Raw genomic sequence first — 23,970 nt, forward strand, 5'->3', positions numbered from 1 at the left:
CTAAAAAATTTTTTAGACTTATTTTTCGACAAAGTTCTTGAGTTTATACATAGAAACGAAAATTTTAATTATTAATGGGATGAAGTCACAATAAATAAAGCAAGCCTTCTTGAGGAAGACTTGCTTTTTAGGCTTGTAATTAGTGCTTTGGCTGATTTCACCGCTGCTTTGGCTGATACTTCTTTACTTTGGCTGATTCACCCGCTGTTTTGGCTGATATTTCTCTACTTTGGCTGATTCATCCGCTGCTTTGGCTGATACTTCTTTACTTTGGCTGATTCACCCGCTGTTTTGGCTGATATTTCTTTACTTTGGCTGATTCACCCGCTGTTTTGGCTGATACTTCTCTACTTTGGCTGATTCACCCGCTGTTTTGGCTGATACTTCTCTACTTTGGCTGATTCACCCGCTACTTTGGCTGATTCCCTTATTTCTGAGCTGTGTATTTCGCTAGCATATCATCAGATGCTGTTACATCTACCCCTTTATAATAGTATTTTACGATTTCTTCATAGTTTTTCCCATTTGCGGCCATTCCGTTTGCCCCATATTGGCTCATGCCGACACCATGACCATATCCTTTTGTAGCAATATAAACGTTATTTCCCTTTCGTTCCATTGTAAAGTCCGTTGATTTTAAGCTCAACTTTTCTCTAATATCTGTTCCTGATAATTGTTTTCCATTAATCTTGGCACTTGCAATTCGTTTTCCTTTTGTATATTTAACGTCTTCTAATACATTCCTGTCAGCTGTAAGCTTAACGCCTAAGCTCTTCTCGAAGTCTTTAACAGGCATTGTCACTTCCCCTTTAAACTTTGGCGAATTGACATCCCATGGGCTTTCCACACTTTGTAAATAGGAGATGGAATTAGCCCAGACATCATCTGAATTTTCCGTGTATCCGTTGCTTGTGGAGAAAAACGTGGCATCAATAGGAGTACCTTCATACGTTAAAATTTGCCCCTTTGTAGCCGCTACAGCCTCTTCTATTTTAGCCATATTCTTCTTCCAGTCTAACCCATCATTTTCCCAAATTTTCTTTAATTCTTCGCGGTTATTATACACTTGGTAGTTTATTGTATCGCCAACTAATGCTCCCTTTGGAAGATCTGTTTTCTCTTGATGCATCATTCTTTTTACAATATATGTTCTCGCTGTTAAGGCTTGTGCTTTTAATGCTTCTTTTTCAAATTTCGCTGGCATTTCGGATGCAACAACCCCAACTACATATTCTTCTAAGTCTAATTTCTCTACTTCTTGTTTATCTTCACGATATACAGCTACTTCAATAGCAGGCTCTGGCGTTTCTGCAGGTGGTATATTACTCTTTACCTCTTCCTTTTTACCCTGAATAGAGGGCAGAACAAGGATGGTCGGAATAAGTATAGTAATAGCAAACAGAATAACTCCTAGTACGATGAAAGGTTTGATTTTAATCATGAATAAAGCCTCCATAAGATAGAAATAAGACCTTTTTAACTGTCTCTAAAACATTCTTATGGAGATGGACAAGCTTTTATTCCTTCTTTTTTCTAGAGAAATATCCTTAATTTATGGTTCTAAACATATCCGTTTTGCATACTATTTTAGCAATCCTGTGTTTTAAACAACTCCGGTAATCCCCTCTATTATATAACAGATATTAACAGAAGTAGGAACTGAAACACATATAGAAGCCTCTATTGAACTTCTCGGTTATTCTAAAATATTTTTCATATTATGTATAATTTTGCCCATAAAAAAACAAACTTTATCTATCGGAATGAAATCGATAAATAAAGTTTGCCAATTATATTTATGCATTTAAATCTGCAACATAGCTTGCCGTTAACGTTAATTCACTTTCTTCGGTAATTCTTTCAATATCAGCGCCTAACGCAGCTAATTTTTCGTGGAAATTAACATAACCACGATCTAAGTGTTTAAGCTCTGTAACGCGTGTAATACCGTCTGCTACAAGTCCAGACAATATTAAGGCAGCAGCAGCACGTAAATCAGTAGCAGCTACTTCTGCACCTTGCAGATTAGTTGGTCCATTCATAACAACAGAACGACCTTCAATTTTCACATCGCCATTCATACGTCTAAATTCTTCTACATGCATAAAACGGTTTTCAAAAACAGTTTCTGTAATCATACTTGTTCCCTTTGCACGAAGAAGTAATGCCATCATTTGAGATTGCATATCTGTTGGAAATCCTGGATGAGGCATTGTTTTGATATCTACAGCTTTTAAATTTTCTGCACTAATCACACGGATACCGTCTTCTTCTTCTTTGAAAACAACACCCATCTCTTCCATTTTGGCAATCAAGGATGATAAATGTTCTGGAACCGCACCCTGTACAAGGACATTTCCATTAGTAATAGCAGCAGCGATTAAAAATGTCCCTGCTTCAATTCTATCCGGAATAATCGTATGTTCTGTACCATGTAGCACTTCTACACCTTCAATGCGAATAGTTCCTGTACCTGCTCCTCTTACTGTTGCGCCCATTTTATTTAGGAAGTTCGCCAAATCAACAATTTCAGGTTCTTTTGCTACGTTTTCAATAATAGTCGTACCTTCTGCTAAAGAAGCAGCCATCATAATATTTTCCGTCGCACCAACACTTGGGAAATCAAGATAGATTTTCGCACCTTTTAAACGTCCATCTACGGAAGCTTCGATAAATCCATTACCAACCTGAACCTTTGCTCCCATTGCTTCGAAACCTTTTAGATGTTGATCAATTGGTCTTGAACCAATTGCACAACCACCAGGTAATGCTACTCTTGCATGGCCATTTCTTGCTAACAAAGATCCCATTACTAAAACAGATGCGCGCATTTTTCTTACGTACTCAAATGGCGCTTCAACGCTTAAATCATTTGATGCATCTACAGTTACTTCTCCGTTTTCAAAATGTACTTCTGCATTTAAATATCGCAATACTTCATTAATCGTATATACATCTGAAAGAGTCGGAACTGATTTAATTATACTTTTTCCATCACTTGCTAATAATGTAGCGGCGATCACAGGCAAAACGGCATTTTTTGCGCCTTCTACTTTAACCGTTCCATTCAACCTTTTTCCGCCGCGGACGATGATTTTATCCAAAGTCTATTCCCCTCCGCGTCCAATATCTCTATATTAATATTCAATCGTTATGATGGGTGTGCCAACTACGAACGTAGTTTTTCCTCCCATATCTTGTGTTCTTAGTCCTATTTGTACGTTCATTTCCTTTTCGCTATTATCAATTCGTTCTTCAAATATCGGCGTATATGCGGAGGTGGATATAAAATCATCCTCTTCCAACGCCTCTACTTTTTTTGCTTGAAATGCATCTAGCAAATGGTTAACTTTATAAGGCAAAGTCTCATTCATCTTATCACTGAATTCGCCTTTAATACAAGAGAAAATTGTTGGTTTTCCTCGAAATATGTCAGAAATTTTTTTATTAATTTCCATATCTAACCTTTTCATTTCTTTGTTCGCTAACTTCTTTCCTCTCACCTCATACATAATATATGATTGGACGTTATCAGTTGTTAAAGAAGTGGTTAAGATTATACTTTCTTCTATTTGGCCACTGGATTTCAAGACCATCTTTGCTTGCCAGCTCTGATGATTTTTCGTTTCCACCCAATCACCATTTGGGAAAACTCTTTTTAACTCTGACTGATATGCTTTTGCATCTTCAATGCTTGTAACATTTTCCAGCCTTTCTCTTGCATGCAGAGACCATTCATTAATCGTTACATTTTCTTGTTTTTGTAAAATTTCATTTATAGTTATTAAGTCAGACTTCGTTCTCGCGATAGTGATGTTATTCCCAATTGTAAGACAAGCCAAACCAATTAATATTGTTATTATAATTAACGTTTTATTTATCTTCATTGTTATTCCTCCCCCATACTACCATTGTTTCCAAGGAGAAGAATTGCATACTAATGATTAATCGTCACTTTTTGACATGAATAAAACGTTAATCAATGAACAAACTATTTAAGCACACAAAATGAATTTTACTTAAAAAACAAAGGAATGAAAACATGTATGAAGACCTATCTTTGTAATTAATTATTTCTTATTTTGGTAATTACTTCAATATTAATGGCAATTGTTGTGACCAAACTAAATAGTCGAGTAAGAAATTGCTGACAATCGATCCCATTATAATTGCTAATAATACATATAATACTCGTGCTTGAAAAACTCTGTTTTTTCGAAGGAATTTCTCAAAATTTAGTGACTGTAATGCCCACCATGAAAGAGCGATAAAAACGATATGTATCAAAATACTCAGTAACGCCTGTTGTCCAAAAGCTTCTACCATTTTTTCCTCCCATCTATCCCTTCTGTTTCAACTCTTATTTGACGTATTGACTTATAAAAAGGTTTCAATTTGTGTAATTATTTTTTTATTTTTTCCATCCTTAAAATCGTAAATATTTATCCGAAGTAATTATCTCTCTTCCCTACTGATTGTTCGGTACACTTTTAAGCCCCATTCAGAGTGTTTTTCCATTATTTACTTGCCATTATCTATTTAAAAAATAGGAAATCTACTTTGCTGTCTTAATCCTCACTTTAAATCTACCCCACTAAAAAAAGCCCCCTTAGGGACTTTTTTAGTATTTTTTCTCAACAATGGATATACGATTCATTGCACGTTGAAGAGCAAGTTCTGCACGTCTAAAGTCCACATGTTCTGATTTTTGAGCATGTAATCTTTGTTCTGCGCGCTCCTTAGCACGTAAGGCACGATCATAATCAATTTCTTCCGCTAATTCAGCAGATTGAGCAAGTACTGTCACCTGATCTGGGCGAACTTCTAATATTCCACCATTCACCGCTATATATTCAGAATCTGAACCATTTTTCAAATGAACAGCTCCTATTTTAAGTGGAGCAACCATCGGAATATGGCCTGCTAAAATTCCAAGTTCTCCACTTTCTGCTTTTGCGATCACCATTTCTACATCTGATTCATGCACCGGGCCATCAGGAGTTACTACATTGACTTTAATCGTCTTCATTACTACCCCTCCTGATTATTTTATACTTCTACACCCATAGATTTAGCTTTTTCGATTGCTTCTTCAATACGACCAACTAAACGGAATGCATCTTCTGGAAGGTGATCATATTTACCTTCAAGAATATCTTTAAATCCTTTTACCGTTTCTTTTACAGGTACATAAGAACCTTTTTGACCTGTAAATTGTTCGGCAACATGGAAGTTTTGTGATAAGAAGAATTGAATTCTTCTTGCACGGTGAACAACTAATTTATCTTCATCGCTTAGCTCATCCATTCCAAGGATACTGATGATATCTTGAAGCTCTCTATAACGCTGTAATGTAGATTGTACATTTCTCGCTACATTGTAATGCTCTTCTCCAACTATTTCAGGAGAAAGGGCACGAGAAGTAGAAGCAAGTGGATCTACCGCTGGATAAATACCCATTTCTGTTAATTTACGCTCAAGGTTTGTTGTTGCATCCAAGTGAGCAAACGTTGTAGCTGGTGCTGGATCTGTGTAGTCATCCGCTGGTACATAGATTGCTTGGATAGAAGTTACAGAACCTACATTTGTTGATGTGATACGTTCTTGTAATTTACCCATTTCAGTTGCTAATGTCGGCTGGTAACCAACTGCTGACGGCATACGGCCAAGCAGCGCGGAAACCTCAGAACCAGCTTGAGTAAAGCGGAAAATATTATCGATGAAGAAAAGTACGTCTTGTCCTTGTTCATCACGGAAATATTCAGCCATCGTTAAACCTGTTAAGGCAACACGCATACGAGCACCTGGCGGCTCATTCATTTGTCCGAATACCATCGCTGTTTTCTTAATAACGCCTGAATCCGTCATTTCATGGTAAAGGTCATTTCCTTCACGAGTACGTTCCCCAACACCAGCAAAAACAGAAATACCACCATGTTCTTGCGCGATATTGTTGATTAATTCCTGAATTAAAACTGTTTTACCTACACCAGCTCCACCGAATAGACCAATTTTCCCACCTTTAATATATGGCGCTAATAAGTCTACTACTTTAATACCAGTTTCTAAAATTTCTACTTGGGTTGATAATTGCTCAAACTTAGGAGCTTCTCTGTGAATAGAATCACGTCTTGCACTTGCTGGAATTTCTGGATCTAAATCGATTGTTTCTCCTAATACATTAAATACACGACCTAGTGTAACATCCCCAACAGGTACGGAAATAGATTTTCCAGTATCTATTACCTCTGCGCCTCTTGTAACACCATCTGTAGAAGACATCGCAATAGCTCGAACTGTGTTATCACCTAAATGAAGGGCCACTTCAAGGGTTAATTCTATGTTAGAAGAACTACTTGGATCTTGAACAACACGTAATGCGTTGTTAAGGTCAGGTAGACTTCCTCCATCGAACTTCACGTCAACAACTGGTCCCATAACTTGAAGAACTCGTCCTGTGCTCATTAATTTCCCTCCTAAACTTTCTTAAAGCAGGTTCTGCTAAAACGTTAAGTTTAGCAGAACTTATTTGTATCATTATTCTAACGCTGCAGCTCCACCAACGATTTCCGTAATCTCTTGTGTAATCGCTGCTTGTCTTGCACGGTTATACTGTAAACTTAAATTGTCTATTAATTCTTTCGCATTATCAGTAGAATTCTTCATCGCTGTCATACGTGCAGAATGCTCACTTGCTTTACTATCAAGCAGAGCACCATATAATAGACTTTCTGCATACTGTGGTAATAGAACATCGAGAATTTCTTCTGCTGATGGCTCAAATTCATAGGATGTTAATGTTTTATTAGAAGCATCCATTTCCGTTAACGGAAGAACCTTCTTCTCTACCACATCCTGCTGAATAGCACTTACATAATGACTATAGTAAACATAAAGTTCATCAAAAGTACCATCATCATACATACCTACTGCTTTGCTTGTTACATCTCTAATATCTAGGAAATCTGGTAAATCAGGAATACCCACTACATCCAAAATGACATTATGTCCTTGTTTTAATAGAAAGTCTCTCCCGATTCTACCAATCACAATTATGGCATATTCGTCTTTTGATTGATGACGTTCTTTAATTGTTTGATTTAGCTTTCTTAGTACGTTACTGTTGTATGCTCCTGCTAATCCACGTTCAGAAGTAATAACCAGATATCCTGTTTTTTTAACAGGTCGTGTTTGAAGCATTGGATGGCTAACACCTGAGCTGCCTAGAGCCACAGAATGTGTTACTTCTTCCATTTTAGACATATACGGAATAAATGCTTTTACATTAATAACCGCTCTATTCATTTTAGCCGAATACACCATCTGCATGGCTTTCGTAATCTGGCTAGTCTTTTTTGTTGAGTCAATACGAGCTTTTATATCACGTAAAGATGCCAAAGATTCTCACCACCAATCTATAAGTTTGCCTTCTTATTCAGAAGCTACAAACGTTTTTTTGAAATCGTTAATTGCTGCGTTCATATCATCATCAGATGGAAGATCCTTTGTTGTAACAATATGTTCTACCACATTTGTATGATTATGATCTAACCAATTTAAGAATTCTTCTTCGAAACGTTTAATATCCACTACAGGAATATCATCTAAATGACCACGTGTAAGTGCATATAGAATCGCAACTTGTTTTTCTACTTTTAATGGTTTATTAAGATCTTGTTTCAATACTTCTACTGTACGAGCACCACGATTTAATTTATCTTGTGTCGCTTTATCTAAATCAGATCCAAACTGAGCGAATGACTCTAACTCACGGTATGATGCAAGGTCAAGACGTAATGTTCCAGCAACCTTTTTCATCGCTTTGATTTGGGCAGAACCACCAACACGAGAAACAGATAAACCTGCATTGATCGCTGGACGTACGCCAGAGAAGAAGAGATCAGATTGTAAGAAAATTTGTCCATCGGTAATCGAAATTACGTTTGTTGGAATATAAGCAGAAACATCTCCTGCCTGTGTTTCAATAAATGGCAGCGCCGTAATAGATCCTCCACCTTTTGCATCACTCAATTTAGCGGCACGCTCAAGAAGACGTGAATGCAAGTAGAAGACATCCCCTGGATATGCTTCACGACCTGGAGGACGACGAAGTAACAGGGACAGTTCACGATAAGCAGATGCTTGTTTTGTTAAATCATCATATACGATTAAAACGTGTTTACCGTTATACATAAACTCTTCACCCATTGCTACACCTGCATATGGAGCTAGGTATAGAAGTGGTGCTGGTTGAGATGCAGATGCTGTTACAACGATTGTATAATCTAATGCACCATTTTTACGTAATGTTTCTACAGCGTTACGTACTGTTGATTCCTTTTGTCCGATTGCAACATAAATACAAACCATATCTTGGTCTGCTTGGTTAAGAATCGTATCGATCGCTACAGATGTTTTACCTGTCTGACGGTCACCGATGATTAACTCACGTTGTCCACGACCAATCGGCACTAACGCATCAATAGCCTTAATTCCTGTCTGTAGTGGCTCACTTACCGATTTACGATCCATTACACCAGGAGCTAAATATTCAATTGGACGAGTCTTCGTAGTGTTGATTGCACCCAGTCCATCAACTGGTTGACCAAGAGGGTTTACTACGCGTCCAATCAGCGCATCTCCTACTGGAACCTCCATGATTCTTCCCGTACGGCGAACTTCATCACCTTCACGAATATCTGTATAAGGACCAAGGATAATGATACCTACATTGCTTTCTTCTAGGTTTTGAGCTAAGCCCATTACCCCATTAGAAAATTCAACAAGCTCTCCAGCCATACAATTATCCAGGCCATGTACACGAGCAATACCATCACCAATATTAATTACTGTACCAACTTCACTTACTTGAACTTCTGATTGGTAACTTTCAATTTGCTTTTTTATAAGAGCACTGATTTCTTCCGCTTTGATGCTCATGCGTTTCACCCCTATCTAAAGAATTACTATCCTAATAATTGTCGTTGTAGACGGTTCAGCTTCCCTTGAAGACTACCATCATATATTTGATTACCGATTCTTACCTTAATTCCGCCTAATAGGTTAGAATCAATGATATTTTCAATATTTAGCGATATTTTCCCAACTTTTGCAGCGAATGTAGCTGAAATAGCTCTTTTCTCATCGTCTGTTAACGGTTTGATGGAATATACTTTTGCATCTGCAATCCCTTTTGCTTCATTAACTAGTGCAATAAATTGATCACATATACTAGTAATCATCTCTTCTCGATGACGATCAATCAATAGCATTAAAAGGTTTTGAATATACTCACTCGCAGAGGCAAATGCCACTTTCACCATTTCTTTTTTCTTTTCTAATGCAATATTAGGAGATTGTAGAAATGTATGAATATCAGGCGAAGAAGTGACTAATGTCCTTACTACTCGTACTTCTTCATCTAGTTGATCAATCTGTCCGTTTTCTTTGGCGATTTGGAAAAGGGCTAAAGCATAACGCTTTGCAACACCTGTATCCATCATCGTTTCTCGCCTACCTCTTGAATGTAATCATGAATTAACTTTTCTTGATCCTGCTCATTTAATTCTTTTTCGATCACTTTAGAAGCGATTAAAACAGAAAGAGAAGTGACTTGATCGCGAATTGTTGCAACAGCTTTTTCTTTTTGCTGTTCAATTTCTACTAAAGCAGAGTTTTTGATTCGCTCTGCATCTTTTCTGGCATCGTCAATGATAGTTTCTCTTTGAGCATCTGCTTGTTGTTTTGCTCTATCAATTAACTCTTGTGCGTCATTGCGCGCTTCTTTTAATAATACTCTTTGCTCTTCTAATAGTTTGGCAGCTTCTTGTCTGCTTTTCTCTGCATTATCTATTTCATTTGCAACAAATTCCTCACGATCCTTCATCATTTTCATTAAAGGACCCCATGCAAACTTTTTGATTGCCCACAGTAATAATAAGAAAGATAGTAATTGAACGATTACATCACCGCCCGCAAAATTCATTACGGCACCTAATACTAATCCATTTGTGAACACGCTTGATTCACTCCTTTCAGATAGTGTTTGTATCACATACTGGAAACCTTTATTCGCTTATGGAAAAAAGGTGAATATGCTTATTTATAAATTAATAGGAACAATTTTTAAGCTATCATAATACGCTTTTTTGCGTGTTTTTTATGTGAATTGTTGATTTTAAATAAAGGAATGGCGAAGGTTCTTATCGAATGATCTTCGCCATAACTGGAATAAATATATTCGTATTCTATTAAAGAACCATAAACGCGATAACAACCGCCATGATAGGAATCGCCTCTACGAATGCAACCCCGATGAACATTGTTGATTGAAGCATACCTCTTGCTTCTGGCTGACGAGCAATCCCTTCTACTGTACGAGAAACGATTAATCCGTTACCTAAACCTGCACCTAGTGCTGCTAAACCAATTGCAATTGCTGCTGCTAATGAACCCATTATTAAAATCCTCCCTAAATTGTAATTATTATAAAGTTTGTCCATATTCTGAACTGGGTATATATATTAATGGTCTTGACTTACTTTATGAGCCATATAAACCATTGTTAATAAAGTGAAAATAAATGCTTGGATACTTCCGATAAAAATGGAGAATCCCTGCCATACCATTGTTAATGGGAAGGCCGCTACTGTTCCAATATAATTGGCTTTCGCTAAACCATTTACTAGTAAGTTTAGTAGTACCTCACCTGCATAAATGTTTCCGTATAAACGAAGACCCAGTGTGAGTGTGTTAGAAAATTCCTCAACTATTTTCAATGGTAATAAAAATCCTACTGGTTGGACAAACTCTTTAAAGTATCCTTTTGTACCACGCATTTTGACACCGTAGTAATGAGTTAAACCCACAACCATAATTGCTAGTGTTAATGTGACACCTGGATCTGCAGTTGGCGATTTCCACCAAAGCTCATGATGCACTGTAATAGCAAAAGGTAAACCTAACATATTGGAAATAAAGATATACATTAGAAGCGTGATTCCTAAAACATGAAACCTTCCTCCGTCTTTCCAATCCATGTTATTTTTAATAATATTACGGACAAAGTCCATAATCCACTCCATCAAATTTTGTCTGCCTGTCGGCTTCATTTGAAGATTCCGAGTGAGAAAAAATGCGATTAAAAATACAATTATACTTGATACAACAATCATTAAAACATTAGATAGGTTAAAAGTTAATCCTAAAAACACTTTGGTAGGTGCTTCATGATGCAATATTACTCACCTCTTTTCTCACCATTCTTATGTAAAATAAAATAACGCACTAAATAATCTGCCATAATGACAATATAAGCTGTCATCAATCCAATTACAACACTTATTAAGTGAACTTTTTGTGGATATTCTACGGCAATTAAGCAAACTATTACTGCTGTAGCCATTCGGGAAATGGTTCCTAAGCCATAAACCTTCCCTTCCTCTTCAATGGCTTTATCAAAGACCTTTGCTCTTCTAACCAGTAAGGTGAGATTGAATACACTGGCACTTGTCCCGACAAATAGACCAAGAAAAACAGATTGATAGGGGGTGAACGCCCAAGCAAATGCACAAAATGATAAAAAGAAATAAAGGTATTTCTTAACCCTCATATAAATCTCAAACAATTGTTCCAATTCTCTATCCTCCTTATTTTCAGGGCATCACTCTAAACCCGCGAAAATAAAGCGAAGCAGAGAAAAAGCACATTCCTTTTGTATCATTCGGGCATTATACCATATGTTTATCCTTCCTTTTCATCCGATAAACGAAGCGATTATATCGCTTGCCCCTTAACTCTATTAACACTATACTAGTGTTAAAATCTTGATACTCCGCGGGTGAAAACCTATTCATACCCCTTGTAAGCATACAATAGGGTATTGTCAATGTCAATGCATTTAAATACAAAAAAAAAATTCATTGCTCACCATTTAACAATCTCTTTGTTATAGCTTATTTTATTTTTAGAATTTTTTCAAGCATGTCCTCTTTCCCAGTTTTTTTGGCGAATATTTTCATTCGATATGTCCCTGCCTCCTCTACTTTCGTTAAGGCAAATTCACCTTTTAATCGACCTCTTTTCACTTCTTTTTTCCAATCTAGAAACCGGACAAATTGTAATGTATCTTCTCTAAAAAGTGCAATTCCAAATTCCTCGGCGCCAGTTGGCAGATAGGTCTCATACTCATAACAACTTTCTCCATTCTTCTTATGAAAATCGAACCCCATAATTCTTGGATAATCTGGTTCTTCCAATACATATAAATAGGGTAATTCAATTAATTTTCCGCCTGCTCTCACTTTAATTATACCATCTTGCAGTTTCTTATTGAAAAGGTTATCATCAATATTCATTATTATTGGAACATTTTTCTCTTCTCTTGGTTTTAGTGTAAAAGAAAGGGGAAGTTTCCAACTAATCCCGCGCTTTCCTTTAGGAAAATCAAAGGAAATTTTTTCTCTTCTTTTCCCCACATTTTTAATGGAGATATACGCTTTATATTGATTCTTTTCTTTTACTAATTTATATTTTCCGAAACGAATACTTCCTGGCATGATTAAAACATTGGCATTTATGGCTTGGTCAACTTGAATTCGACCCGCCCCTTGCTCGTATACTTTATATGTCACATTTTGTCTATTTTTGACTGACTTTGCGGTATTCATTAAAGCCGCTTTTACTTCTTCTGGTCCCCAGTCAGGATGCACTTCCAACAATAACGCACACGCTCCAGCAACAAAAGGAGCTGCCATACTTGTTCCCTGTAAAGCCATATATCCATCAGGGACTGTGCTATTTATCACAACTCCAGGCGCGAGAACATCTGGTTTAATTTCCCATGTACTTGTAACAGGTCCCCGCGAGCTAAAATCTGCCAGTATATCCTTTTCCCACTTCTTTTCGATGGTTACATATATTTTCTTTTTTTGAATAGTCTTCTTTATAAATTCTCCTTCCTCCTTTGTAATTCCTGCTACTGGTAAAGGTACTTCTTTTTCTAGCATTCCTTGAAATGCTCCGGGCAAGTTATTAAATATTAATACGCCCACCGCCCCAGCCTCATAGGCATTCTGCACTTTTTCTGTAAATGTCAATTCTCCTCTTTCTATTAATACTAACTTTCCTTTTACGTTCGTCAGTTGCTGCTTCTTTCCTATCCCACCGCTTGCTAATGGAATAGATTCCATTCCCATCCATTCCTTACTGTTCTCCATATTTGTTAAGGCAATTTTCTTATCATCTATGGTAAAAAAAGGAGTATGGATATTGGGCGTGGTAGCGCCTACTGAAATGGCCTTAGCTGCGGTTCCTGGAGAACCAACTGTCCATTCAGCAGGACCAGCGTTTCCAGCTGCTGCAACTGCAATTATCCCCTTCTTAACGACTTCGTTTAAAGCAAGACTAATTGGCAAATCAGGGCCGTTCACATCACTTCCTAATGATAAATTGATAATATCAACTTTATCTCTGACAGCTCTATCGATTGCTGCTAATATTTGTTCTGTTGTTCCAGAACCACCTGGACCTAATGCTCTATAGGCATAAATTGTTGCGTTCGGAGCAACTCCTTTGATTTTTCCGTTTGCTGCAATAATTCCAGCAACATGAGTTCCATGAAAAGTATCTTTATTCCCTAACCCTTTTGTTTCCATCGGGTCCTTGTCCTTATCCACGAAATCATAGCCACCCAAATAATTTTTGGCTAAATCAGGATGTTGATAATCTATCCCTGTATCGATGACCCCTATTTTTATTCCTTTGCCACTAATATGTTCTAATGACTTGCCTAAGTAATTCCTAATTTCATCTGCTCCAATTATTTCAACCGGGTCTTCTGTTTCTGCCATATAAGTCTGAACCTTTGAGACTTGATTCACGCTTTCGCTTTGTTTTAATTTTTCAAGTTCATATACCGGTCCTTCAACAGAAAAACCACTGAATACTTCTGTAAAAATATATCTTCTTTTTAAATCTGGATATCGACTAAGAAGCCGATCGATTTCTTGTTCGGCATAATCCTTCTTTGTATGCACAATAGCAATTTGAACTTCATTGAAATTTTGCGAGGGAAGATTTGGAGTTTTTAAAGATGCTGCCATTGTTAAATGTGATAGTAATAGTGGTATAAAGAGGAGAATTCTGAGTGTTTTTTGTAGCATTATTACCGCCCCCTGCAAATCTTTATGCTTTTTATTTTGACCGCAAGTTGTGTTTTTATGTATTGCCAAAAATACACATCACAATCCGAATGTGACTTTTCTCACAAATATTTATTTCATTATTGTTAAAAGCAAAAAACTCTCTCTAATTTAATAAGGTTATAAAGAAGCAATGAGATTTGCAGTTCTGTTAGCACAAAGGAAGCAGGAAAAGCTTATAATGAAATGATATAAAGTTCTTTTCCTTAGGAGATGAGCAGAATAAAAAAATACCCAGAGCTATGTTGCTCTGAGCATTTTTTCCAACGGTATTATTTTGTACCAAATAATCGGTCTCCAGCGTCTCCTAGACCTGGGATAATATAACCTTTTTCATTTAGTTTTTCATCTAATGCCGCAATGTAGATATCTACATCTGGGTGTGCCTCTTTTAACGCCTCCACCCCTTCAGGAGCTGCGATCAAGCACATAAATTTAATATTTTTTCCGCCTCGATTTTTTAAAGAGTGAATTGCTTCAATTGCAGAACCACCAGTAGCAAGCATTGGGTCTACAACAATAAAATCTCTTTCTTCGACATCAGAAGGTAACTTAACATAGTATTCCACTGGCTTTAATGTTTTAGGATCACGATATAATCCAATATGTCCAACTTTCGCAGCAGGAATTAATTTTAGAACCCCGTCCACCATTCCGATACCAGCACGCAGGATAGGAACGATACCAATTTTTTTACCTGAAAGAACTTTTGATTTTGTTCTTGCGACCGGTGTATCAATTTCAATTTCTTCTAATGGCATATCACGAGTAATTTCAAAAGCCATTAAAGTAGCAACTTCGTCTACTAACTCCCTAAATTCCTTCGTACCTGTTTGTTTTTCTCTGATGTATGTAAGTTTATGCTGAATTAATGGGTGATCAAATACATATACTTTTGCCACAACTATCCACTCCGTTCCTTCATTAGTATAAATATCCTCTTTTTTCGACAGGATACTTCGTTAACACACTTCTATTTATTCTACAGAAAAAGTATTACTGAATCAACTGAAATTCTTTTCTAAATTTAAATTTTCTCTGATAGTTTTTCCGAAAACCTAGAAAAAAATTGTTTTAAAAAAAGAGAACAATTGATAAGCCGCTATACGCCTTATCAACTGTTCTCTTCCTCTTATAGTTCCTTGTACAATTCAAATTTACTCGTTAATGCTGTTACTCTTTTAGCAGCTTCCGCTAACTTCTCAGCGTCTTCATGGTTTTTAAGTGTAAAACCAATAATAGAAGCTATTTCATCCATCTCCTCTAAACCAAATCCACGAGATGTTACCGCTGCTGTTCCAATGCGGATTCCACTTGTCACAAAAGGACTTGCTGGATCATAAGGAATAGTGTTTTTATTTACAGTAATCCCCACTTCATCTAATACATGCTCTGCTGTTTTTCCAGATAAACCCAATGATTGGAGGTCAACTAATAATAAATGATTATCCGTGCCGTTCGATACTAAGTTTAATCCTTCTTTTTGCAGACCACTTGCTAATCTCTTTGCATTTGCAATAATATTCACTGCATAATCTTTAAAATCAGCTTGCAGTGCTTCCCCGAATGCAACAGCCTTTGCTGCAATTACATGCATCAGCGGACCACCTTGAATTCCCGGGAAAATAGATTTATCAATTTTCTTGGCAAATTCCTCTTTACATAGAATCATTCCTCCACGAGGTCCACGTAAAGTTTTATGCGTTGTAGTAGTAACAAAATCAGCATATGGAACTGGATTTTGATGTAAGCCCGCAGCAACTAAACCAGCTATATGAGCCATATCGACCATTAAGTATGCTCCAACCTCATCAGCAATTTCACGGAATTTCGCAAAATCAATTTCACGTGGATACGCACTTGCTCCAGCTACGATTAACTTTGGCTTATGAGCTAACGCTTTTTCACGAACATCTTCGTAATTAATATAATGTGTTTCTTTATCCACACCATACTCCACAAAATTATATTGAACACCACTAAAGTTAACTGGACTACCATGTGTTAAATGCCCACCGTGAGACAAATTCATTCCTAACACGGTATCTCCATGCTCTAAAATGGTAAAATAAACAGCCATATTTGCTTGCGCACCTGAATGCGGCTGTACGTTTACATGTTCTGCACCGAAGATTTCCTTCGCACGATCACGCGCAATATCTTCTACAATATCTACATATTCACATCCACCGTAATAACGTTTAGCAGGATAACCTTCTGCATATTTATTAGTTAATACAGATCCTTGTGCTTCCATTACCGCTTCACTAACAAAGTTTTCTGATGCAATCAATTCAATCTTCGCTCTTTGGCGTCCTAATTCTTGTTGTATTGCTTTAAAAACCAGTTCATCTTGCTCCGCTAAATGCTTCATATGTATTTCCTCCCGACTATTCTCTCTTTTCCACCGTAAATCTGCCTCTATTCTATCATGTATATATTTTAAAAAGAAAGAGCTAATTTACGAATTATCAAATGATTTATACACTTTTCGTTCGGTTTTTCCAAAGTATTTTCGTTATTTTTTTAGAAAGATACAAAAATATTTATTTTTCTACTATTTCAATAAAATGAACCTGTGTTAAAAAATAATTTTTTCATTATTATTGGGTGGTTTTCTTAGCAAAGAATTATTATTTAACGATAGTACTCATGGGAATGGGATAGGAGAGTGGAAGTGTCGTAGTCTCTAATATCTTTTTTCTCTTACTCTACTTAACTTCGTCCTTCCTCCTTCTCAATACACCTTAGCTTCTCTTCCTTCAGCTCCAGTCCATAAAAACAAGAAACCAACAAAATCCCTAAAAAACATGCAGGAATTTCATTGGTTATTCATTAACAAGAAAGATTTTCTTTTGTGTTCTCATATACAGCTCTTGGACCACCAATTAATTTAGGACGGGATTTTGCTAGTGTGACATGAGCATTTCCTAGTTCCTTCAGTGAGGTTCTGATTGGTACAGCAACATGCTTTAAGTGCATGCCAATAAAGGTATCGCCAATATCGATTCCACCATCTGCCTGAATAAACTCTACGACCACTGGATCTTCCATCTGCTGAAAGGCAAAAGTGGCCATCGCTCCACCCGCATGACGCACCGGTACAACAGAAACTTCCGGTAAGTTCCTTGCTAACATCACTTTTCTTTCGACTACTAAAGCCCGATTTAAATGTTCACAGCATTGAAAAGCAAGCGAAATTCCTGCTTGCTGCTGATATTTTTGGCATTCTTCAAAAATTAAGGAAGCGACATCTACCGTTCCCGCGGTACCAATCTTTTGACCGATGACTTCACTTGTACTGCAGCCAATCACAAATAATTGCTGTTCTTTCAGCTGTGCCTGTTCTTGATATTCCGTTAGAATCGTTCGTAGCTGCTCCCTTAGCTTAAGTGTTTCCTCATTCATTTAAAACACCCCTCTTCAAGTTACCTACATTTCTTATACTATAATCATCATGGCACAAAGATATAGGGAGTACAAGTAAACTATCTATTCTTTAATATGAAAGCGACAAATGGTTTGCTGCAGTTCTTCTGCATGCGCTTGTAATTCCAATGCCAATCCATCCACCTTGCGTATAAGTGCCGTTTGATTATCCGCAATATTCGTTACCTGTTGTGCTCCTGCAGCCGTTTCTTCCGCAATCGCTGCAACTTCTTGTGACTGCTGGGTTGTTTCATAAATTTGTTGTTTTTGCTTATGAATCAATTCGGTTATATCAGCTGTTGCATCTACCATTTTATTTGTAGTTTCATTCATTTCATTAAAAATTAAATTCGTTTTCTTCCCTGTTTCCGCTTTTTCTTGAGCATTCTCGACTTGGTTTGTAATTTGTTCAACGACATTTCTAACTTCTGTCTGCATATTGCGGATAATCTCCGCAATTCCTTCTACCGCTTTGCCACTCTCATCAGCAAGTCTTCTTACTTCTTCGGCTACCACACTAAAGCCAGCACCATGTTCTCCAGCTCGCGCCGCTTCTATAGATGCATTTAATGCTAATAAATTTGTCTGTGAGGCAATTTCTCCAACAAGCTTTAACACTTCTTCAATTTCTTTAGAATGAATCTCTAAATTTTGTACAGACTTTAGGGAATGCGTATTCTCTACTGCCAATTCCATCATTCCATCCACTAAGGAATGAACTACTTTATTTGTCTCTACTAACTTTTCAGACATTTGTTCGGAAATAGCTTTGGACATATTCGCTTTTTCTTCCACGACAAGAGCGATATTCATTGATTCTTCTACAGACTCTGCTGAGGCTTGGACACTTTGTGCAGACATTTCAGCACCCCCAGCAATTTCACCAACCGAATTAGAAATTGCTAATGTTTGCTCTAGCGCGTTATCCGATTCAGCAGAGATCCGTTTTACTGTTTCGTTTGTTTTGTTAAAATTATTTTCAATACTTTGAACCATGTCGCGTAAATTAAACAGCATATGATTAAAAGCTAAGCCTAAGGATTTGATTTCATCATCTGATTTGGACACTTCTGCATCCCTGCTTATATCTCCGTGTGCGGCTTTTAATGCACTTTGTTCCAATCGCTTTAACGGTTTAATAATAAGCCCTGCCGCCAAAAAGCCTAAAAAACCAGACCAAAATACGCCTAATGCTAAGGTGACAATATTAAAAATAACGGAACTAATGGCGATTTTGCTTTCAATGGCTGGATAGAGAATATACATAAAAAAAGCACTCGTTGAATACGTAATAATTGCAAGAATTGTAATAAATAGCGCCAATTTCTTTCGTAAACTAAACTTATACTGCACCTTCGTCCCCACTCTTTTTCCCCCTTGTGAATAAGAAGCACCTTACCATTCACTTTTTGTTATTTTTTCCATTATTTTATCTATCAATATTTCCAATTCTTCATATGTGTCTCGATAAATTGAAACTGGTCCTCCAAAAGGATCACTCACATCCCCATCTGGGTCATCCTCTGCATATTCTTTTATCGTAAACGTTTTCTCAATGGAGGATGGATATGCTGATACAAGCATATTTTTATGCCCTTTTGTCATTGTGAATATATAATTTGCCCAGTCTATTAACTCTTTTGTGACCATTGTGGAAGAATGGTTATGCTGGATTCCCTTTTCAGAAAGAATCTCCTGTGCCTGCAAAGATGCAGCACTACCATCTACCGCATAGACTCCAGCGGATTTGACTTCGACTTCAGAAGCAAATTTATGCTTTAAAATAGCCTCTGCCATTGGACTTCTGCACGTGTTACCTGTACAAACAAACAATATGCGAATCATCATTATCCTCCTTTATATGGTTCTATTATAGACCATTTTACCTAATAATTCTATTTTATCTACAAAGAAGATAGTGCAAATACTCGTTTATTATCGGTTAAAGCTAGGACATTTTCAGCATTTACTAATTGGAGTATGTTACATTACCTTCAAATTATCTTTTCACTCTATCATTTTCTAAACAAGGAAATGAGAAATGGCTTTCACCCAATGATGAAAGCCACTTCTCCGTATCTAATACTACTATAAACTAATAAGCAGCTTGATTCCAAAAATAAGAAGGATTCCTCCCCCAAGCATTTCTCCATAAGAGCCTAACCAGCCCTGTACTTTTCTTCCAATTAGTAGGCCTAACCACGTCAGTACCATCGCACTAATTCCAAAGCAAAGCAGAACTACTACTGTTCTTGCCTGGTATATTCCTAGACTTAAGCCAACGGAGAAGCTGTCCAAACTTACACTAACCGCAAATAGAAGCAAGCCGAAACCAACCGGCGTAATTCGACTTGTCTCCACTTCTTTAAACCCAGTCCAAATCATTTGAATTCCTAATAAAACTAGAAGTGCTCCACCTATATATCCGGCTATTTCACTGAAATTTTCCGAAAGAAACTTCCCTGTAATCATCCCCAGTAAAGGCATTATTACATGAAAGATTCCAATTATAAAGCCGATTTTTGCGATTTGCTTTAATCTTAGTTGAAACATCCCCATTCCTAGCCCAACCGAAAATGCATCCATTCCTAAAGCAAATGCCATTAAAATAAGTGTAAAAAGTTCTCCCACAACTGCAGACATTCTTTGGCCCCCTTGGACTTGCTCATTAGAGATTATGCACGTCCAAGTTCTTTTAGAATTAAATATCCGCAAATATTTTTAAGAGATGACTTCTCATTAAACACTATTTTATTACTTGGTGAGAAGCAGCTTTCATCAATCTGTTCATAACAGCTTGTCCAACGCCCTCTGTCGGAAACATCTCTCCGAAGATAATATCGACTTGCTGATGATCAAAGCTTCGCAAACCATCATATAGCTCAGCAGCTACCGTAGATAGATCCAGCCGTTTACCACAAGCATAAACAAAATCAGCTCGATAGAATGCTTTATTTTCCTTTGTAGTTAAAACACCAACTCTATGTCCCTTTTGTTTTTCTTCTTCTATTAGTAATTGAATTTTCTCCTTAGAACCGTCCACTAAAAACAATGGAGCATTTGGAGCGTAATGAGTGTATTTCATCCCAGGTGACTTTGGTTTTATTTCCGTATCAGTCAGCGCCTGATCAACTTTCACTTCACCGACAACACTTTCTAGTTGTTCTTTCGTAATGCCTCCTGGGCGGAGAACCATTACTTTCTCATCCGTACAATCAACAACAGTAGACTCAACACCTACTCCTGTGGAACCACCATCCACTATTCCGGCAATATATGTATCTAAATCTTCTTTCACATGAATCGCTTTCGTGGGACTCGGTTTCCCGGAACGGTTAGCACTTGGAGCTGCGATTGGCAGGGATGATTGTTCAATAATCTGTAATGCGACAGGGTGATTAGGCATTCGAATTCCCACTGTAGAAAGACCAGCAGTCGCTAACTCCGATAACACCCCATTTTTCTTTTCAAAAATAATCGTAAGTGGTCCCGGCCAAAAAGCATCCATTAATTTCTCTGCTGTTGCCGGTACTTTTTCTACTAACTCATCTAATTGCTCTCGTTTTGCAATATGTATGATAAGCGGATTGTCAGACGGTCTTCCTTTAGCCGCAAATATTTTTGAAATGGCGGAATCTTCTTTTGCATTTCCACCAAGGCCATAAACCGTTTCTGTCGGAAACGCAACGACCTCATTTTTTCTTAAAAGATCAGCAGCTTGTTGTATTTGTGAATAACTTTCCTCTTTATCCACATTTTTATCCACTGACCAATAATTTGTCTTCATTAAAATCCACCTTTTTCCATTTTGATATCAATTACGCTAAATCGCTTCTTATTCCTCATTTTTCGACAATACCACCATTTGTGGAAAAGGACAAGTTTCTCCTTAAATTGGGATAAAAATCTGACTTGTCCCCAAATTGTGAATAAACACCCCTGAAAAGTGGATAACTTTTGCTATTTATCCACAATATTCATCGGAATATACATAAAATGCGACTTATCAACAGTGAAAACGCTTTTTACAGTATTCGACTCTTTCAATGCTGCTGGAATGTTTTCTTCTTCTATCGCTTGAAACCCTAATAAATGAAATAATTGCATGGAATGCGGATTATGAACCTTACAATAGATGGCATCTAGGTCTTTATCCTTCGCTAATTTTAACGCTTGGTGTATTAAAAACAATATATCTTCCACCGTTCCTTTAGAAAGAACCATCGAACGAAGCAATCCTATTTTCCCAAAAGGTTCTATTCCAATGGTGCCTATCAGAGTTTGATCAGTTTCCGCTTCCATAAGCAAAAAGCAGTCCAGCCATTCTTGCAATCTTTCTACTGTCACTTCTGCTTTTGTTAAAAAAGCAGCAATCCTTTCTAAATCCCCTATTTCTGCTTGTCGAATGATATGCATCTTTCTAATCCCCCCACCATCTAGTATTTAATCTATTACTATGAAATGATGGAGGAAAAAATGCGAGATTTCTTATTTAAGGCCAAATTCTTTTATTTTGTTATATAAAGTTCCTCTTGATATTCCTAGCAATGTTGCTGCAGCACTCTTATTTCCATAGGTTTTTTTGAGCGCTTCTTTTATTCGTTCCATTTCGTTATCTTCCCTATTCCCTTTTTCACCCCGAATAGAAACCTTATACTTCTCTACAATTTCTGCCGGGATATGTTCAAGAGTTAATTCCCTATTTCCCTCACATACTAATAGACTATGTTCTATTACATTCTTCAACTCTTTTATATTACCTGGCCAATCGTATGAACATACAATATGCATTGCTTGTTCATTTATTTTTGTTACGTTTTTCTGATATTTTTCATTGTACATTTTTAGAAAACTATTAACTAAATGCGGTATATCTTCTTTTCGTTTGCGGAGTGGAGGAATTTCAATATGAATAACGCTAATTTGGTAATAAAGCCTTTCATTAAATTCGCCTTTTCTTACTAACTCTCCTAAAGGCTGGGTAGATGACAAAATAAGTCTTGTTGCTGGCTTTTTCTGCTGTTCTCCGCCCACCCTAGTAAAGGATCGCTCAGTCATATAGTGCAGTAGTTTTTCTTGAACAGTTAAAGGCATTTTATCCACTTCTTCGATAAATAGTGTCCCTGACTCAGCCTGCTCTATCTTTCCTTCTATTTCTACTGGATCTCCCGCATTAAAACTCATTTTCTGATATCCAAACAGTTCCATCTCCATTAAATCTTTTGGAACAGTGGAACAATTTAACGATAAAAACGGATTCTTTCTTTTCGATCCCCCATAATGAATCGCTTGTGCAAGCTGTTCTTTTCCTGTACCTGTTTCTCCAGATATAAGAACCGGTATTTCCGCCGATGCTACCTTTTGTGCCATTTCAACCGCTCTTTTCACTTCTTTGCTGCTTGATAAAATAGAGGAAAAAGGCTCATCCTTTTGCACATATATAGAGGTAGTCGAATCTAATTCTTGATTTAGGTGTATTAGCTTCGTAATATCATGTTCTGTTGAAATGCCACCAATTATTTTATTATCTACAAGAACAGGTGAAGCATTAATTAACACATGTGTATGTTCATTTGGGCGGTGATAAGTACCTCTAATCGGATTTCCTTCCTTTAGGATACGATGTAATTGAATTGAGTCTGTTTCAAAATGCTCGCCGATTTTTTTACCGATAATTGCTTCTTTTGTAATTTGATAGGTATCTTCTGCTACACTATTCCAGTAAAAAACGGTTCCGTGACTATCTACTGCTGTTACGGCATCATTCATAGTCTCAGCAAGTGTTTCAAAATAAGTAGCGATATATTTATTTTCCTTTTGTAAAGCTTGGATTCTTGCTGCCGCAGTCACAATCCCTTGAAATTCATTTTGTTTCTTTATAATGACTGGTCTTAACCAACTTAGATTGTCCTTTTTTATATCCTGTATAGTAATTACCTCTGAAGGTAATATATTACTTACTTGCAGCCAGTCTTTTATTGTTTGACTATTCCTTACAGCTGCTAGCAGGTACTGCTCAGCATTTCCAATCGTAAATAACTGCTCACTTTCAATAATAGCGTAGGAATAATCTGCTAACACCTCTGTTAGCGTACTAATTTTTTCGTCGTCTGAGAGGATGGTAAATGAAGTTTCAATCTTCATTTGCGAATCTGTAAACATATCTTTATCCTTTCTTTCCTTATTATTGTTAATTTATCACTAAATAACCGTTTTTTCCAATAAGAGAAAATGGATGCAATTTATTCTATAGAAAAAAGCTGGCTCTAAAAGGAATCCACTCGAATGATTAAAATGCAGAAGTTACTACTTCTTTCTAGTAATATTCTTGTGTTCCTAA

At 36.9% G+C, this 23,970-nt stretch carries 23 protein-coding genes; all 23 read right to left on the reverse strand.

Features of this window, described 5'->3' with window-relative positions:
- Positions 1-427: 427 nt before the first annotated feature.
- The 23 genes from spoIID to BCI01S_RS19895 all read right to left on the reverse strand — a co-directional run bounded on the left by spoIID (position 428) and on the right by BCI01S_RS19895 (position 23,792).
- Positions 428-1,441, reverse strand: a complete 1,014-nt coding sequence (gene spoIID / locus BCI01S_RS19785; RefSeq protein WP_061800829.1) for a stage II sporulation protein D — start codon at positions 1,439-1,441, stop codon at positions 428-430.
- Positions 1,442-1,796: 355 nt separating this feature from the next.
- Positions 1,797-3,104 carry a UDP-N-acetylglucosamine 1-carboxyvinyltransferase gene (gene murA, locus BCI01S_RS19790; RefSeq protein ID WP_047945079.1) on the reverse strand — a complete coding sequence of 436 codons (1,308 nt, stop codon included), beginning with the start codon at positions 3,102-3,104 and terminating at the stop codon, positions 1,797-1,799.
- Between the two features lie 33 nt (positions 3,105-3,137).
- The gene (locus BCI01S_RS19795; RefSeq protein WP_047945078.1) at positions 3,138-3,887 is read right to left on the reverse strand and encodes a YwmB family TATA-box binding protein; all 750 of its coding nucleotides are present in this window, start codon (positions 3,885-3,887) and stop codon (positions 3,138-3,140) included.
- A gap of 202 nt (positions 3,888-4,089) precedes the next feature.
- Complete coding sequence (locus tag BCI01S_RS19800) at positions 4,090-4,326, reverse strand: DUF1146 family protein (RefSeq protein ID WP_047945077.1); 237 nt, start codon at positions 4,324-4,326, stop codon at positions 4,090-4,092.
- 295 nt (positions 4,327-4,621) lie between these two features.
- Positions 4,622-5,029: a F0F1 ATP synthase subunit epsilon gene (locus BCI01S_RS19805; RefSeq protein ID WP_047940726.1), complete on the reverse strand. Its 408-nt coding sequence runs from the start codon at positions 5,027-5,029 to the stop codon at positions 4,622-4,624.
- A 20-nt stretch (positions 5,030-5,049) separates the two neighbouring features.
- Positions 5,050-6,465 carry a F0F1 ATP synthase subunit beta gene (gene atpD / locus BCI01S_RS19810; RefSeq protein ID WP_047940727.1) on the reverse strand — a complete coding sequence of 472 codons (1,416 nt, stop codon included), beginning with the start codon at positions 6,463-6,465 and terminating at the stop codon, positions 5,050-5,052.
- Between the two features lie 72 nt (positions 6,466-6,537).
- Positions 6,538-7,398: an ATP synthase F1 subunit gamma gene (atpG, locus tag BCI01S_RS19815; RefSeq protein ID WP_047940728.1), complete on the reverse strand. Its 861-nt coding sequence runs from the start codon at positions 7,396-7,398 to the stop codon at positions 6,538-6,540.
- A 33-nt stretch (positions 7,399-7,431) separates the two neighbouring features.
- Entirely contained in the window at positions 7,432-8,940 is a 1,509-nt protein-coding gene (gene atpA, locus BCI01S_RS19820; protein ID WP_061800830.1) for a F0F1 ATP synthase subunit alpha, read from the reverse strand.
- Positions 8,941-8,966: 26 nt separating this feature from the next.
- Positions 8,967-9,503, reverse strand: coding sequence for a F0F1 ATP synthase subunit delta (locus BCI01S_RS19825; protein WP_047940730.1), 537 nt, complete (start codon positions 9,501-9,503; stop codon positions 8,967-8,969).
- Positions 9,500-10,018 (reverse strand): F0F1 ATP synthase subunit B, encoded by a 519-nt coding sequence (atpF, locus tag BCI01S_RS19830; RefSeq protein ID WP_047940731.1) that lies wholly within the window; start codon positions 10,016-10,018, stop codon positions 9,500-9,502. Before atpF ends, BCI01S_RS19825 begins: the two co-directional genes overlap by 4 nt.
- Positions 10,019-10,250: 232 nt before the next feature.
- Positions 10,251-10,457 (reverse strand): F0F1 ATP synthase subunit C, encoded by a 207-nt coding sequence (gene atpE, locus BCI01S_RS19835; RefSeq protein WP_016204791.1) that lies wholly within the window; start codon positions 10,455-10,457, stop codon positions 10,251-10,253.
- 66 nt (positions 10,458-10,523) lie between these two features.
- A complete protein-coding gene (gene atpB / locus BCI01S_RS19840) occupies positions 10,524-11,237 on the reverse strand; it encodes a F0F1 ATP synthase subunit A (protein ID WP_047940732.1) in 714 nt (237 codons plus the stop codon).
- 2 nt (positions 11,238-11,239) lie between these two features.
- Positions 11,240-11,635 (reverse strand): ATP synthase subunit I, encoded by a 396-nt coding sequence (locus tag BCI01S_RS19845; RefSeq protein ID WP_047940733.1) that lies wholly within the window; start codon positions 11,633-11,635, stop codon positions 11,240-11,242.
- 319 nt (positions 11,636-11,954) lie between these two features.
- Positions 11,955-14,162, reverse strand: coding sequence for a S8 family serine peptidase (locus BCI01S_RS19850; protein ID WP_235844542.1), 2,208 nt, complete (start codon positions 14,160-14,162; stop codon positions 11,955-11,957).
- A gap of 311 nt (positions 14,163-14,473) precedes the next feature.
- The gene (gene upp, locus BCI01S_RS19855) at positions 14,474-15,103 is read right to left on the reverse strand and encodes a uracil phosphoribosyltransferase (RefSeq protein WP_047940735.1); all 630 of its coding nucleotides are present in this window, start codon (positions 15,101-15,103) and stop codon (positions 14,474-14,476) included.
- A gap of 230 nt (positions 15,104-15,333) precedes the next feature.
- Complete coding sequence (gene glyA / locus BCI01S_RS19860) at positions 15,334-16,575, reverse strand: serine hydroxymethyltransferase (RefSeq protein ID WP_061800831.1); 1,242 nt, start codon at positions 16,573-16,575, stop codon at positions 15,334-15,336.
- 461 nt (positions 16,576-17,036) lie between these two features.
- The gene (locus BCI01S_RS19865; RefSeq protein ID WP_061800832.1) at positions 17,037-17,609 is read right to left on the reverse strand and encodes a TIGR01440 family protein; all 573 of its coding nucleotides are present in this window, start codon (positions 17,607-17,609) and stop codon (positions 17,037-17,039) included.
- A gap of 84 nt (positions 17,610-17,693) precedes the next feature.
- Positions 17,694-18,995, reverse strand: a complete 1,302-nt coding sequence (locus BCI01S_RS19870) for a methyl-accepting chemotaxis protein (RefSeq protein ID WP_047940738.1) — start codon at positions 18,993-18,995, stop codon at positions 17,694-17,696.
- Positions 18,996-19,025: 30 nt separating this feature from the next.
- On the reverse strand, positions 19,026-19,478 hold the full coding sequence (locus BCI01S_RS19875) for a low molecular weight protein arginine phosphatase (RefSeq protein ID WP_061800833.1): 453 nt from the start codon (positions 19,476-19,478) through the stop codon (positions 19,026-19,028).
- A 240-nt stretch (positions 19,479-19,718) separates the two neighbouring features.
- A complete protein-coding gene (locus tag BCI01S_RS19880) occupies positions 19,719-20,273 on the reverse strand; it encodes a manganese efflux pump MntP (protein WP_047940740.1) in 555 nt (184 codons plus the stop codon).
- A gap of 103 nt (positions 20,274-20,376) precedes the next feature.
- Positions 20,377-21,417 (reverse strand): L-threonylcarbamoyladenylate synthase, encoded by a 1,041-nt coding sequence (locus BCI01S_RS19885; protein ID WP_061800834.1) that lies wholly within the window; start codon positions 21,415-21,417, stop codon positions 20,377-20,379.
- A gap of 173 nt (positions 21,418-21,590) precedes the next feature.
- Complete coding sequence (locus tag BCI01S_RS19890) at positions 21,591-22,046, reverse strand: GNAT family N-acetyltransferase (protein ID WP_061800835.1); 456 nt, start codon at positions 22,044-22,046, stop codon at positions 21,591-21,593.
- Between the two features lie 72 nt (positions 22,047-22,118).
- Positions 22,119-23,792: a sigma-54 interaction domain-containing protein gene (locus BCI01S_RS19895; protein WP_061800836.1), complete on the reverse strand. Its 1,674-nt coding sequence runs from the start codon at positions 23,790-23,792 to the stop codon at positions 22,119-22,121.
- Positions 23,793-23,970: the final 178 nt, after the last annotated feature.

The organism is Niallia circulans NBRC 13626, from assembly GCF_001591585.1.
Taxonomy (GTDB): domain Bacteria; phylum Bacillota; class Bacilli; order Bacillales; family Cytobacillaceae; genus Niallia; species Niallia circulans.

Bases quoted from the DNA above. Each gene is read 5' to 3' on its own strand.
- spoIID (WP_061800829.1), bottom strand. From the start codon at position 1,441: ATGATTAAAATCAAACCTTTCATCGTACTAGGAGTTATTCTGTTTGCT.
- BCI01S_RS19795 (WP_047945078.1), bottom strand. From the start codon at position 3,887: ATGAAGATAAATAAAACGTTAATTATAATAACAATATTAATTGGTTTG.
- BCI01S_RS19800 (WP_047945077.1), bottom strand. From the start codon at position 4,326: ATGGTAGAAGCTTTTGGACAACAGGCGTTACTGAGTATTTTGATACAT.
- BCI01S_RS19805 (WP_047940726.1), bottom strand. From the start codon at position 5,029: ATGAAGACGATTAAAGTCAATGTAGTAACTCCTGATGGCCCGGTGCAT.
- atpD (WP_047940727.1), bottom strand. From the start codon at position 6,465: ATGAGCACAGGACGAGTTCTTCAAGTTATGGGACCAGTTGTTGACGTG.
- atpA (WP_061800830.1), bottom strand. From the start codon at position 8,940: ATGAGCATCAAAGCGGAAGAAATCAGTGCTCTTATAAAAAAGCAAATT.
- BCI01S_RS19825 (WP_047940730.1), bottom strand. From the start codon at position 9,503: ATGATGGATACAGGTGTTGCAAAGCGTTATGCTTTAGCCCTTTTCCAA.
- atpE (WP_016204791.1), bottom strand. From the start codon at position 10,457: ATGGGTTCATTAGCAGCAGCAATTGCAATTGGTTTAGCAGCACTAGGT.
- BCI01S_RS19850 (WP_235844542.1), bottom strand. From the start codon at position 14,162: ATGCTACAAAAAACACTCAGAATTCTCCTCTTTATACCACTATTACTA.
- glyA (WP_061800831.1), bottom strand. From the start codon at position 16,575: ATGAAGCATTTAGCGGAGCAAGATGAACTGGTTTTTAAAGCAATACAA.
- BCI01S_RS19865 (WP_061800832.1), bottom strand. From the start codon at position 17,609: ATGAATGAGGAAACACTTAAGCTAAGGGAGCAGCTACGAACGATTCTA.
- BCI01S_RS19875 (WP_061800833.1), bottom strand. From the start codon at position 19,478: ATGATGATTCGCATATTGTTTGTTTGTACAGGTAACACGTGCAGAAGT.
- BCI01S_RS19880 (WP_047940740.1), bottom strand. From the start codon at position 20,273: ATGTCTGCAGTTGTGGGAGAACTTTTTACACTTATTTTAATGGCATTT.
- BCI01S_RS19885 (WP_061800834.1), bottom strand. From the start codon at position 21,417: ATGAAGACAAATTATTGGTCAGTGGATAAAAATGTGGATAAAGAGGAA.
- BCI01S_RS19890 (WP_061800835.1), bottom strand. From the start codon at position 22,046: ATGCATATCATTCGACAAGCAGAAATAGGGGATTTAGAAAGGATTGCT.
- BCI01S_RS19895 (WP_061800836.1), bottom strand. From the start codon at position 23,792: ATGTTTACAGATTCGCAAATGAAGATTGAAACTTCATTTACCATCCTC.